This is a genomic window from Pedobacter sp. AC212, from assembly GCF_979258625.1.
Genome location: NZ_OZ409870.1, coordinates 4,016,380 through 4,029,958, shown reverse-complemented (window position 1 = coordinate 4,029,958; position 13,579 = coordinate 4,016,380). Strand labels below are relative to the sequence as shown.

Below are 13,579 nucleotides of genomic sequence, written 5' to 3'. Positions count from 1 at the left end.
ACATGACTGACAAAGTTTTAGGCGTTATCCTTGGCGGTGGCCAGGGCTCTAGATTATCGCCACTCACACAAACACGCTCAAAACCTGCAGTTCCAATTGCAGGAAAATATCGGTTGGTAGACATCCCAATTTCTAATTGCCTTAATTCTGGCATCCACCGTATGTTTGTGCTGACCCAGTTTAATTCGGCATCCCTAAATAAACATATTAAAAACACCTATCACTTTAGCCATTTCAGTACGGCTTTTGTTGATATTCTTGCAGCTGAGCAAACGGTACAAAATGCTGGTTGGTTTCAAGGAACGGCTGATGCGGTACGTCAATGTATGCACCACATCGTTTCCCATGAGTTCGATTATATCTTAATTTTATCTGGCGACCAGTTGTACCAGATGGATTTTAAAGATATGATCGAGAAGCATATTGAAGCACAAGCTGAAATTACCATTGCCACCATTCCGGTAACAGCAAAAGATGCAACAGATTTTGGTATTTTGAAGGCGGATGAAGAGAACATGATTACTTCCTTTACTGAAAAACCAAAAACAGGTTTGGAAGCTTGGGTATCTGATACTGGTCCGGAAATGCAGGGCGAAGGGCGTAACTTTTTGGCTTCAATGGGTATCTATGTTTTCAATCGTGATTATTTAATCAATATTTTAAACGAGAACGAAGATGAAAAAGATTTTGGTAAAGAAATTTTGCCAAGAGCGATAAACGAAAGTCGTGTATTGAGTTATCAGTACGAAGGTTACTGGACGGATATTGGTAATATTTCTTCGTTCTTTGAGGCTAATTTAGGCTTAACTGACGAAATTCCTAAGTTCAACATGTTTGATAGTAATCATACTATCTTCACAAGAGCAAGGATGTTGCCTCCTTCAAAAATTTCGGGTACAACACTAGAAAAAGCGATTATTGCTGAGGGTTGTATCGTTCAGGCCAGCAGAATTGAACATGCTGTTTTGGGTATCAGAGCTCGTATCGGCAGGCACACCGTGGTTACAAATACTTATGTAATGGGTAGCGATAGGTATCAGACCCTTGAAGAGATACAGTCTGAAACTGAAAAAGGAAACTCTTTAATCGGTATTGGCGACAGATGTTACATCAATAACGCGATCATTGATAAGAATTGCAGAATTGGCAACGATGTCAAAATTAATGGTGGTCCACACTTGGAAGACGGCGATTTTGAATTGTACGCGGTAAAAGATGGAATTGTAGTCGTTAAAAAAGGTGCTGTTTTACCTAGCGGAACAGTAATCTAAAATAATCAATATAATTAACCGAGCCAGTTTGAATTCGTTCAAACTGGCTTTTTTTGTTGCCTCACCCAATGACCATTAGACATTGGCGAATGTTGTGGCCACTATCTCTTGAAACTGAGTTTTAAGTATTTATAAAATTAACTAGTTCAAATGTCTTAGAACAGACTGGTTCAAACTACCAACCTTTGTCTCCCTCTTTTCAAGGAGAGGGATTGGAGTAACTAGCCGAACCATTTTCTTTGATAGGATGAGGTTTTTTGAAAGTGAACGTTCACCCTTTCATTGCCGATTACAGCCCTGCTTTACGTTTCAATATTTTTTAACTTCCGTCATTCCGAGGCACGAGGCGTCTGTTTCATCGGTTGCAGATTCTTCGTTCCTCAGAATGACAGCATATTAAAGGTTGCTGCAACAAAAAATATTTACACTTCAATCAGGCTTATTTAACAACGGTTTGTTTCCTGCTTCACGTTAATTCTCCTTAAAATCATCATTTCCTCCAACATTTTTGGCAAAAGCTTGTTAATCAATAAACACAAAATGAGCGTATGGCTGAACAACATCTTTATCAAACTGGAATTATAGGAAACTGTGCTTTTTTGGCGCATGTAAATAAAAATACAGACATATCGTGGCTATGCTGGCCTCGATTTGATAGTCCGTTTGTATTTGGAAGTTTATTAGATAAAAATAAAGGAGGCGAATTTTCGATTTTACCGCAAGGCGAATTCACTTCATCGCAATATTATATTGAAAATACCAATGTTTTAAGAACCGAAATTACCGCTGAGGATGGCAAATATCGAATCACCGATTTTGCCCCGCGATTTCATCTGTATGAAAGATATTTCAAACCATTAATGTTTATCCGAAAAATCGAACCTCTACAAGGAAATCCGAGGGTGACCATTAAATGTGAACCCGTTTGCGATTATGGCAAGAACAAAATGCGGGCGAGCAGGGGCAGCAACCATATTGATTATCACGGTTGCGATGAAAATATCCGCTTAAGCACCAATGTTTCCTTAACGTATATTATAGATCAAAAAGCATTCGTATTAAACGAGCCGAAATATCTTATCATGACTTATGGCGAAAACCTTGAGGCGCCTATTGTAAGTACTGCTGAGAATTTCCTTCGTGAAACCGTTTCTTACTGGAGGCTTTGGATTAAACATTCATCTATTGCAGGCTTTTACCAACCCTTTGTCATTCGATCGGCTTTGGTTTTAAAAATCCATCAATATGAAGATACAGGGGCAATTATAGCGGCAAGTACCACAAGTTTACCAGAATCGCCAGGTAGTACCCGAAATTGGGATTACCGCTATTGCTGGTTGCGGGATTCGCATTATGTCCTTACATCGCTGAACCACATTGGTCATTTTGAAGAAATGGAGAAGTATTTTAATTACTTATCTGATATTTCTCACGCTGAAGATGAACGTTACCAGCCCTTGTACGGTATCGCCGGCGAAAGGCAGATCACTGAGCATACCTTAGATCATTTGGAAGGTTATAAAGGCGAGCAGCCCATCCGGATTGGAAACCAGGCTTACGAACATATTCAAAATGACATTTATGGTCAGGTTTTAATATCAATGTTGCCACTTTATACCGATCATCGTTTTGTATTTTCAGAACGCAGCGATTCGGTAAAATGGATCGAAAGTGTACTGTCAAAGATTGAAAGAACAATCGATGAAAAGGATGCCGGTATTTGGGAATTCAGGAATATTGCAAATGTACATTGTTATAGTAATTTGTTTCAGTGGGCGGGAGCACAAGCGGCTTTAAAAATGGCGAAGACCATTGGAAATGCTGATTTCGAAAATCGGGCACAGGTTTTAATTGATAAGGCAGCAGCACATATTGAGGCCTGTTATGATCCAATTAGAAAAGTTTATACCAATGCAGTTGGCAGTCCGCATTTGGACGCGAGTACATTGCAACTGATTATGATGGGTTATCTAGATCCCGCTGCTGATCGTGCAAAAGATCATTTAATCGCCTTAGAAAATGAGCTAAAAACCGAAGATGGTTTATTTTACCGCTATCTACATGCAGATGATTTTGGCAAACCAAAGACAACATTTTTAATATGTGCGTTCTGGTATGTAGAGGCTTTGGCTTGTGTGGGTAGAACAGACGAAGCGATTAAGGAATTTGAAAACATTATTAAATATTGTAATCATTTGTTGTTATTTAGTGAAGATGTGGACGCAAAAACCGGCAGTCAGTGGGGGAATTTTCCTCAGGCTTATAGCCATGTTGGTTTAATGAATGCGGCTTATCGCATTGCAATTAAGTTAGATAGGCCGATATTTTTGTAGCGGTTATAATTTCCCGCAGATTAAGAAGATTTTCGCTGATTTTTTCCGCGTTGATCTTTTTGATCTACGGGATTTTTGTTAGCAAGTTGCCACATTGAGCTTGTCGAAATGTTCTTCGACAGACTACCATTGACGTTTATAACTTTCCGTCATTGCCCTGCCTGCGGCAGGCAGGCGATCCCGATTCTTCATCGGGAGAAGCAATCTCATTTGTTGTATTATTTTATTAAAGTAGATTGCTTCGTGCCTCGCAATGACGAGATTTTTCGAATCAGTGAGCTGAGGGGATTTTTATTTGCAAGTTGTCACATTGAGCTTGTCGAAATGTTTTTCGACAGGCTCAGAATGATAGTTTTACAAATGTGTTTATGAAGATAATTTTTCCCGCAGATTAAGGAGATTTTCGCTGATTTTCTGCGGCAATCATTTTGATCTGCGGGAGTTCTTTTTGCAAGTTGTCACATTGAGCTTGTCGAAATGTTCTTCGACAGGCTCAGAATGACAGTTTCAAGAAGGTGTTTAGGATAGATAATTTTTCCCACCAATGAAGGAATGAGCAGTTAGTTAAATTAATCTCTCACTACAAACTCTTCCTTAACCAAGCTCCAAAGCAACTTTCGTACTTCTTTGAAATCGTTTAGATAGTATTTTGCTTCAGACAAGTTATTGCCAACTTTAACCGTAATCGCATCATCTGGCAAGGCCCTGAAGATATCTTCATCGGTATGATCATCGCCAAGAGCTATAATAAAATCTGGTTGTTTATTGTAAAGCCAATTCAACGCAGCTTTACCTTTATTTACTTCAATGTTCTTGAATTCAATCACTTTATTGCCTGGCATCAATTGCAAACCTTTATCGGCAGCCAAGATCTTCATGTGGCTAACAATTTCATTTGCCCTTAATTCGCCCAATCCTTCTTCAGCTTTGCGATAATGCCAAACTAATGAATAACTTTTTTCTTCGATAAAAGATCCAGGAGTTCTATCGGTATAAGTCTCCAATAACGAACGAATTTCTCCTTTCCATTGGTCGGTAAGCAGTGGCAAACAATTCCATTTATCGCCCTGCGCTTTCTGCCAAGCACCATGCTCTGCAATCATATCTACCTTTAAATGTCCGAACCACTTTTCGAGTGTTTCATTCCGTCTTCCGCTAATAATGACAACTGTGTTGGCAGAATCTAAAGTCAGGTTTTCAATTAAATCATAAAGCTCATCATCAGGAGATGCGTCGTCGATATTTCCAGTAAAATCTACCAGCGTACCATCATAATCAAGAAACAGTACCCGGTTTTTAGTTTCAGCATATTTCGCAGCTATAATTTCGTTAACTGAATTTACTGCGTGTTTTGTTTGTAATGATTTTTGAGAATCTTTCACTTCGTTTAATCTTAAAATAAAATTGTTTACCCAATGTTTAACATTGAATTTTTCTACAATTGCCCGCATGGCTTTCATACGGGTTTGCTGTTCTTCTTGAGGCATTTTTAAGGCCTTAACAATAGCCTCCATAATGTCGCCCAAGTTGTTTGGATTAACCACTAGTGCATCGGTTAACTCCTTTGATGCTCCAGCCATTTCACTTAAAATCAGTACACCATCTTCCTCGTTTCTACTGGCCACATATTCTTTGCTTACTAAATTCATTCCATCACGCATGGGCGTAACCAGGCAAATATCTGCTGATGCATATAAGGCGGATAACACCTCAATAGGGAAAGATCGATAGAAATAGTTTACCGGGATCCAGTCCATTGATCGGTAACGGGCATTAAGATTTCCGACAAATTGGTCTATCTGTTCCCGCAGTTCATGGTATTGAGGAACCGTATCTCTTGATGGGACCACAATCATAAATAACTCGATTTTTCCGATGTATTCGGGATGTACGAGCAGGAGCAGTTCAAGGGCTTTTAGGCGCTCAAGTATTCCTTTACTGTAATCCAATCTATCAATGGAAAGAATTATTTTCATATCTTCTTTTCCATTTCTAAAATCTCTTATTTCTTGTTTTACGGCTTCTGTCGTGGTTAATGATGAAAATTTTTCAAAATCTATTCCCATCGGAAAGGCTTCTATAACAATTTGCCTTTCGTTACTGTTAAGCACATTTGATGATGAATTTACTGGTAGTAAGCGGGTGGCAGTGCTGATGAAATGGCGAACATCATCATAAGTATGGAAGCCTATTAAATCTGCACCGATTAATCCGTTCAGTAATTCTTCACGCCAGGGGATTAATCTAAATATTTCGTAAGAAGGAAAGGGAATATGCTGGAAAAATCCGATAGTAGAATTGGGTAATTTTTCTCTCAAAATACCTGGTAATAAAAGTAATTGGTAATCTTGAATCCATATTTTATCTCTTCTGTTGAGCACCTTCATGGCGCTCTTTGCAAATTTGTCGTTCACCGATTTGTAGCAATCCCAATAACTTTGCTCGTAATGCGCATAAGTAACCAGGTAATGAAAAACCGGCCATAAAACTTCATTAGAGAAGCCTTCGTAATATAAATTGATTTCTTCCTGAGTAAGGAAAACAGGATAAAGATTGAGTTCTCCTAATTTTTGAATTACTTCTTCTTGTCTTTCTTCAGGAACCTCGATTCCTGGCCAGCCAACCCAAATGGAATTGCCTGATTTGTACACGTCTCCCAATCCGGTAGCAAGGCCGCCCTCGCTCGGAATAAAGGTGTACTCGTTATTTTCTTCGATGATTTTAACGGGTAGTCTATTCGATATTATAACTGTCTTCATGCTTGTATTTGATGTATCCACATAAATAAAAGCCATTTAAACATCTTTTGTTTGAATTTTGTTTGAAAACAAACATTGAAATGATTTTAGGAAAATATCAATCACAGACGAAAAACAAGAATACAGCTAAGGAAAATTGATTTTTAATCTGCATCAATTTTTGAAATCCTTTGGTTAAAAAAACTAAACGTAATTAAACACTAATGAAAAAGTTGTTTGCTCATTTGGCGAAGAAACCACTTCGATACTGCCGCGGTGCATTTTCATAATGTTGCGACTAATAGTTAAACCAATGCCCGAGCCATTTTTACGGGTGGTATAAAAGGGAACGAAAATTTTCTCCAAGTCCTCCGGTGCAATTCCTTTTCCGTTGTCGGTTACATCGATGTAAAGTTTCGTATTTTCAAGTCGATAACTTACCGAAATGTGTGGGTTTTCATTTTCTTCAACAGCATAAATGCCATTGGTAATGAGGTTAATTAGAACTTGTTCAATCAGTTTTAGATCAAGTTGAACAGTGATTTTTGAGGAAGTTTGCTCTACCTCAAGCACCACATTTTTAACTTTCGCGAAGGGTTGCATCAACACTTTAATGTGTTTTAAAATTTCCCCAATTGTATGCGATTCTAAATTTGGTGTTGGTAATTCGGCAATCAAGCGGTAATCTTTTACAAAGTCTAATAAGCCGGTAGAGCGGCGTTTGATGGTTTGTAACGCAGTTTTCAAATCTTCCATTTCATCCAAATCCAAGTTTTCTTTGTCGGTTACCATACTGTTAATCGTATCGGATAACGAGCTGATCGGGGTAATGGAATTTAATATTTCGTGAGAAATCACACCGATTAGTCGATTCCAGGCTTCAGTTTCTTTTTGTTCGATTTCATCCTTAATGTTCTGGAAGCTGATGATGGTGTAATTTTTTCCGTATAGATTTAATGGAATAACTTCTGTAGATAGCTGAATTAATTTTTCCTGAATCTTCAGCTCCAGAAAACGTTTTCCTCCCGAAGAAATCTGATCGATTTCATTGGCGAAAGCTGGCAAATGTTGTTTGAGGCGATGCCAGTATTTATAAGCAGGAACGCCCAATAGATTCGATGCAGCCTGATTGAAAAAGGCTATCTCTTCATTATCCTGTTCGGTTTTTGTATTATTTACTACAATTACCCCAACCGGAACTTGTTCCAGAATCGTTTTAATCAGCTGGAACATGGCTTCTTGTTCCATTCTGATTTGTTTGTGCACCTGCAGAATTTCGCTGAAGGATTCGTATAACTCAGGGAAACTGCCTTTTGTGGCTTTATTCTTGAAATTTAAAGTATGGTCGCGGGTTTTAACAGCTAAAATGAAACGTTTAATATCCGAACGGATTTCGTTTATGTAATAGTACAGCGAAATTATCGAACCCAATAAAATTAAGCCTACTCCAATAATTGTAAACCATAACTGGGTGTTTTGGATTAAATAGAATAGGAGATAGCCCAGCAAATTAATGAGGAGTAACCTGGATATTAGACGAAAAGTAAATCGTTTGTAGAACATACTTTTAAGGTTAAAGGTTGAGGTTTTTGAGGTTGAGGTTTTGTTTTCGAATAAACCTTTTACCTATTACGATCTCCCTTAAATTAAATGCCGAATTTTTCAATCCTCCTATATAAAGCTGCTCTGGTTAAACCCAGCTCTGCCGCTGCTTTTGATATATTTCCTTTGTGTTTGTCAATAGCTTTTTGCACCATCATTTTCTCCATTTCGCCTAGCGCCATTTCATCTGGCATTGATGTGTTTTGTGCAAACCGCTGCGGACTTAATTGTAAATCTTCTTCTGAAATTTCATTTCCATCGCTCATAATAACGGCACGTTCCAAAACATGCTGCAGCTCCCGAACATTTCCTGGCCATTTGTAATTTAATAACACATCTTCCGCTTTATGGCTTAAACTTCGGGTTTCTTTATGGTATTTTGTACTAAAAACCTGCATAAAATGATTGGATAAGAGCAAAATATCCCTTCCTCGTTTTCGTAGTGGTGGTAAAAGTAGTTCTACTGTATTTATTCTGAACAATAAATCTTGTCTGAAAGTATTTTTGGAAACCATTTCATTCAAGGGCATATTGGTTGCTGTAATTAAACGAACATTTACTTTACGTTCTTTGCTTTCGCCAAGGCGGATTACGGTTCGATTTTGTAAAACGCTTAATAATTTTGCTTGAAGGGGCAAGGTGAGGTTTCCAATTTCATCTAAAAATATCGTTCCACCATCTGCTAATTCAAAGCGACCAGGTTTATCTTCTTTTGCATCGGTAAAAGCCCCTTTAGCGTATCCAAATAGTTCGCTTTCGAAAAGGTTTTCATTTAATGAACCTAAATCTACATGCATAAAAACCTGGTTCTTACGCTGGGAATTGCCGTGGATTTCGTATGCGAAAACCTGTTTACCCGTGCCGTTTTCGCCTAAAATCAAAACGTTAGCATCTGTTGGCGCAACCTTCAGCAGTGTGTTTTGAAGTTGTTTAATTCCATCGGCCTCGCCAACGATATGCTCGAAACCACGTGTCATATCTTTATGCAATGAAGTGTGGATTTTCTCTAATTTCTTAACCTTTCTGGTTGATTCGCGAAGTTTCGATGCTGCGGAAATGGTGGCAAAAAGCTTTTCGTTTTCCCAGGGTTTAAGAATAAAATCTGTAGCGCCTTTCTTAATCGCTTTAACTGCAAGCTCAACGTTCCCGAAAGCAGTCATTAATATCACCACATAATCTTTATCAATCGATAGGATGTGTTCCAGCCAGTATAAACCTTCGCGACCATCGCTAGCGCCCTTTTGATAGTTCATATCGAGCAAGATAATGTCAACCTCGTTTTTGCTTAACAGCACATTAATTTCCTTTGGTGATTTACAGGTAATTACTTGCTTCACTTGCTGTTTAAGAAATAAGCGGGCACTTAAAAGAATGTCATCATCATCATCGATGATTAAAACTGTGGCGTTTAACATAGATTTAAATTTATAAAAAACCACCCCTTTTCAGAGGTAATGGCATTTGTTTTTTGTATTGTACTTTTTTTAATAATATGAGAAACGGTAAGATATTGAACAATAATTATTTACAAGCTACCTCACCCTGTCAAAGGAAGTAGTATTTGGTGTTTTTCTGCTGTCCCTCTCCTTGAAGAGTGGGATTAAAGTAAAGTTGGTTGAACCATCACCCAAATATGCTTTACGTTTTTTCTGCTCCCCGCCCCTCTCTTCAAGGAGAGGGGATGAAGGGGTGAGGTTCTTACTTCTGTAAATGCTCCCTAATCAAGTTCAAAACCATCTCTAAACTTTTATTTACTTCTTCATTTGTAAATCTTAATACACTTATTCCAATTTCGTTTAATTCGTAGCTTCTATTCTTATCATATTCCTTATTATCAACTTGGTTATGAATTCCACCATCAATTTCAATAATAAGTTTAGCCTCATGACAATAGAAGTCGGCTATATATTTATGTAAAGGATGTTGTCTTCTAAATTTATAACCTAAAATTTTTCTATTCCTTAAACTTTGCCAAATTATCTCTTCCGTGTCCGTTTGAACTTTCCTCAATACCTTAGAAAACTCAAAGAGTTTATGATTTGCTCCCCTGAAAAGGTCATCGCCGTAGTTTTCCATAACTTGCAATTTAAAAAACCTCACCCTGTTAAAGGAAGAAGTATTTGGTGTTTTCCTACTGTCCCTCTCCTTGAAGAGAGGGATTAGAGTAAAGTTGGTTGAACCCTCACCCAACTATGCTTTACATTTTTTCTGCTCTCCGCCCCCTCTCTTAAAGGAGAGGGGATGACGGGGTGAGGTTCTTACTTCTGCAAATAACCCCTAATCGCATTCAAGGCCATCTCTAAATTCCCGTTCACTTCTTCATTTGTAAATCTTAATACCGTTATTCCAATTTCACTTAATTCGTAGCTTCTATTCTTATCATATTCCTTGTTATCAACTTGGTTATGAATCCCTCCATCAATTTCAATAATTATTCTAGCTTCATGACAATAGAAGTCGGCTATATATTTATGTAAAGGATGTTGTCTTCTAAATTTATAACCTAGAATTTTTCTATTTCTTAAACTTTGCCAAATTATTTCTTCCGCGTCCGTTTGAACTTTCCTCAATACCTTAGAAAACTCAAAGAGTTTATGATTTGCTCCTTTGAAAAGGTCATCGCCGTAGTTTTCCATAACTTGCAATTTAAAAAACTTCACCCTGTTAAAGGAAGAAGTATTTGGTGTTTTTCTACTGTCCCTCTCCTTGAAGAGAGGGATTAGAGTAAAGTTGGTTAAACCCTCAGCCAAATATGCTTTATGTTTTTTCTGCTCTCCGGCCCCTCTCTTCAAGGAGAGGGGATGAAGGGGTGAGGTTCTTACTTCTGCAAATAACCCCTGATCGAGTTTAAAACCATCTCTAAATTTCCGTTCACTTCTTCATTTGTAAATCTTAATACCGTTATTCCAATTTCGTTTAATTCGTAGCTTCTATTCTTATCATATTCCTTATTATCAACTTGGTTATGAATCCCTCCATCAATTTCAATAATTAGTTTAGCCTCATGACAATAGAAGTCTGCTATATATTTATGTAAAGGATGCTGTCTTCTAAATTTATAATCTAAAAGTTTTCTATTCCTTAAACTTTGCCAAATTATTTCTTCCGCGTCCGTTTGAACTTTCCTCAATACCTTAGAAAACTCAAAGAGTTTATGATTTGCTCCTTTGAAAAGGTCGTCGCCGTAGTTTTCCATAACTTGCAACTTAAAAAACTTCACCCTGTTAAAGGAAGAAGTATTTGGTGTTTTTCTACTGTCCCTCTCCTTGAAGAGAGGGATTAGAGTAAAGTTGGTTAAACCCTCAGCCAAATATGCTTTACGTTTTTTCTGCTCCCCGCCCCCTCTCTTCAAGGAGAGGGGATGAAGGGGTGAGGTTCTATCCTCAAAAATAACTAAACTGTCCGCTCCCGCACATAAACTGTCCGATAATGAACAAACTAAAATACCAAAAATTCTTAAGCTATTAGTTTTCAGTGTTTTATATTGCTTTATTTCGTTTGGCACAAGCTTGGCATAACGGACATCAAACAGTACAACCGAACAATGGACAAAAAAATTGAAAAGAAAAGATTTAGCACTAAAACCCTGGTTATTATAGGTGGAGCACTTGCTTTTGTAGCAGTTGTAATTTATGGCTATACTTTATCTTTAAAGAAAACCTATAGTGCAGATGCGGAAAAACTAACTATAAGCAAAGTAGAGTACGGTGATTTTGAAGATGTAGTGTTATTAAATGCAAGTGTTGTACCGTTGACTTCGGTAATCGTAAGTTCATCGGAGGGTGGAACAGTTGCCGAAATCTTTACCGAAAATGGTGCTTCTGTGGTTAAAGGAACACCTTTACTAAGAATTTCCAATTCCAATGCCATGTTGAGTTACACTTCGAGCCAAACCGCTGCCACCGAACAAATTAACCAATTGAGAAAATCGAGATTAGATTTAGAGCAAAACCAAAGGGTTTTAAATCAAGATGTTTTGGATGTTGAAAATAGTTTAAGAACTGCTGCTCGTCAATATCGCTTGGATAGTTCGTTGTTTGCAAAAAAAGTAATTACACTTCAGGAGTTCAACAAGTCTAGTCAAGATTACGAATACTACCAGGGAAAACTTAAGATTGTGCGCCAGGCGGTAAAGCAAGAAAATCAAAGCAGAAGAATGCAGCTTTCGCAAATTGACCAATCGATGGGGCAGATGAATGAAAGTTTGGAAATGATTCGGAAAAATATAGAAAATATGACGATCAAGGCGCCAGTTTCTGGCAAATTATCATCTTACGATCCTGTTATCGGAAAATCATACAACTCGAATGAAATGATCGGGAAAATTGATGTTTTGCAAGGCTATAAATTGCAAGCCGGTGTAGATGAATATTATATCAACCGAGTAAAAGAGGGGCAGACTTCTACCTGCGAATTTAATGGGAAAACATATAATTTAACTGTGAGCAAAGTAATTCCAGAGGTTACAGCAGGGCAGTTTCAGGTAGAAATGGTTTTCAAAGGTGCTGCACCGGAAGGTTTGCGTCGCGGTTTATCGCTTCAAACGAAGTTAACATTGTCTGATAACAGCAAATCTTTACTATTGGCTCAAGGTCAGTTTTTTCAAAGTACAGGTGGTTCGTGGGTGTTTGTGGTAAACAATGGTAAAGCAACCAAGAAAAATGTAAAAATCGGCAGAAAAAATTATCTGTATTACGAAATTTTGGATGGTTTACAAAAAGGCGATGAGGTAATCACCTCATCTTACGATCAGTTTAACCAATACGACCAAGTGGAGATCAATAAGTAAGATATAAAAAAGTAAGATGTTGATAGGATACGCGATAACCAATCTACGATAGCCTCACATCTTGATACTAAATACTTGATACTAACAAGCTATGATAAAAATAGAAAACTTAGAAAAAGTTTATAAAACTGAAGAAGTAGAGACTACAGCTTTAAACGGAATTAATCTCCACGTAAAAACTGGCGAATTCGTTTCGATTATGGGACCATCTGGCTGCGGAAAATCGACGCTGTTGAATGTAATGGGTTTATTGGATAAGCCAGAAAGCGGAAGTTATAAATTCACAGATACCGAACTTTTGACTTTAAATGATAGGGAACGCTCTAATTTTCGTAAAAGAAATATGGGATTCGTATTTCAGAATTTCAATTTAATAGATGAATTAACAGTTTTTGAAAACATCGAATTACCACTCATTTACAATAAAGTTCCCGCTGGTGAACGTAAAAAGTTAGTTAACGAAATCATTGAAAGAATGAATATTGTAAACCGTAGCGGACACTTTCCACAACAGCTTTCTGGTGGTCAGCAGCAACGTGTTGCGGTAGCTAGAGCTTTGGTAACCAAACCAAAGTTGGTTTTAGCTGATGAGCCTACTGGTAATTTGGATAGTTCGCATGGTAACGAAGTGATGGAGTTGCTTTGTGAATTGAACGAAACGGGCACTACGATCGTAATGGTAACGCACTCGAGTCACGACGCTAGTTTCTCGAACAGAATCATCAACTTGAAAGATGGCCATGTGATTTCTGAAAAGATAAATAAAAGCCGGAATGAGGAATTGATATAGATGAGTTAAAAGTTATGGGTTGCCAGTAACCAGGCTGAGCTCATGCCTAGATCTCT

General features: G+C 37.8%; 10 protein-coding genes. 4 read left to right on the top strand and 6 right to left on the bottom strand.

All coding sequences use genetic code 11. The features are described from left to right. Positions 1-2: 2 nt before the first annotated feature. Together ACZZZC_RS17155 and ACZZZC_RS17150 are read left to right on the top strand one after the other, a co-directional pair. Positions 3-1,271 (top strand): glucose-1-phosphate adenylyltransferase, encoded by a 1,269-nt coding sequence (locus tag ACZZZC_RS17155; protein WP_463483258.1) that lies wholly within the window; start codon positions 3-5, stop codon positions 1,269-1,271. Positions 1,272-1,819: 548 nt separating this feature from the next. Next, complete coding sequence (locus ACZZZC_RS17150; RefSeq protein ID WP_463487747.1) at positions 1,820-3,604, top strand: glycoside hydrolase family 15 protein; 1,785 nt, start codon at positions 1,820-1,822, stop codon at positions 3,602-3,604. A 569-nt stretch (positions 3,605-4,173) separates the two neighbouring features. Here ACZZZC_RS17150 and ACZZZC_RS17145 read toward each other — a convergent pair. The 6 genes from ACZZZC_RS17145 to ACZZZC_RS17120 form a co-directional block, all read right to left on the bottom strand. Further along, positions 4,174-6,363, bottom strand: a complete 2,190-nt coding sequence (locus ACZZZC_RS17145; RefSeq protein WP_463487746.1) for a bifunctional alpha,alpha-trehalose-phosphate synthase (UDP-forming)/trehalose-phosphatase — start codon at positions 6,361-6,363, stop codon at positions 4,174-4,176. Between the two features lie 183 nt (positions 6,364-6,546). Further along, positions 6,547-7,905 (bottom strand): sensor histidine kinase, encoded by a 1,359-nt coding sequence (locus ACZZZC_RS17140; protein ID WP_463487745.1) that lies wholly within the window; start codon positions 7,903-7,905, stop codon positions 6,547-6,549. A gap of 83 nt (positions 7,906-7,988) precedes the next feature. Next, entirely contained in the window at positions 7,989-9,359 is a 1,371-nt protein-coding gene (locus tag ACZZZC_RS17135; protein WP_463483254.1) for a sigma-54-dependent transcriptional regulator, read from the bottom strand. A gap of 283 nt (positions 9,360-9,642) precedes the next feature. Further along, the gene (locus ACZZZC_RS17130; protein ID WP_463487744.1) at positions 9,643-10,020 is read right to left on the bottom strand and encodes an endonuclease domain-containing protein; all 378 of its coding nucleotides are present in this window, start codon (positions 10,018-10,020) and stop codon (positions 9,643-9,645) included. 182 nt (positions 10,021-10,202) lie between these two features. After that, positions 10,203-10,736, bottom strand: a complete 534-nt coding sequence (locus ACZZZC_RS17125; RefSeq protein WP_463487743.1) for an endonuclease domain-containing protein — start codon at positions 10,734-10,736, stop codon at positions 10,203-10,205. 26 nt (positions 10,737-10,762) lie between these two features. After that, entirely contained in the window at positions 10,763-11,449 is a 687-nt protein-coding gene (locus ACZZZC_RS17120; protein ID WP_463487742.1) for an endonuclease domain-containing protein, read from the bottom strand. A 39-nt stretch (positions 11,450-11,488) separates the two neighbouring features. Here ACZZZC_RS17120 and ACZZZC_RS17115 point away from each other — a divergent pair, with 39 nt between their 5' ends. After that, complete coding sequence (locus ACZZZC_RS17115; protein ID WP_463483252.1) at positions 11,489-12,733, top strand: efflux RND transporter periplasmic adaptor subunit; 1,245 nt, start codon at positions 11,489-11,491, stop codon at positions 12,731-12,733. A 91-nt stretch (positions 12,734-12,824) separates the two neighbouring features. Continuing rightward, a complete protein-coding gene (locus ACZZZC_RS17110) occupies positions 12,825-13,523 on the top strand; it encodes an ABC transporter ATP-binding protein (protein WP_463487741.1) in 699 nt (232 codons plus the stop codon). Positions 13,524-13,579: the final 56 nt, after the last annotated feature.

Coding starts and splice junctions, on each gene's coding strand:
- ACZZZC_RS17155 (WP_463483258.1), top strand. CDS start 3: ATGACTGACAAAGTTTTAGGCGTTATCCTTGGCGGTGGCCAGGGCTCT.
- ACZZZC_RS17150 (WP_463487747.1), top strand. CDS start 1,820: ATGGCTGAACAACATCTTTATCAAACTGGAATTATAGGAAACTGTGCT.
- ACZZZC_RS17145 (WP_463487746.1), bottom strand. CDS start 6,363: ATGAAGACAGTTATAATATCGAATAGACTACCCGTTAAAATCATCGAA.
- ACZZZC_RS17140 (WP_463487745.1), bottom strand. CDS start 7,905: ATGTTCTACAAACGATTTACTTTTCGTCTAATATCCAGGTTACTCCTC.
- ACZZZC_RS17135 (WP_463483254.1), bottom strand. CDS start 9,359: ATGTTAAACGCCACAGTTTTAATCATCGATGATGATGATGACATTCTT.
- ACZZZC_RS17130 (WP_463487744.1), bottom strand. CDS start 10,020: ATGGAAAACTACGGCGATGACCTTTTCAGGGGAGCAAATCATAAACTC.
- ACZZZC_RS17115 (WP_463483252.1), top strand. CDS start 11,489: ATGGACAAAAAAATTGAAAAGAAAAGATTTAGCACTAAAACCCTGGTT.
- ACZZZC_RS17110 (WP_463487741.1), top strand. CDS start 12,825: ATGATAAAAATAGAAAACTTAGAAAAAGTTTATAAAACTGAAGAAGTA.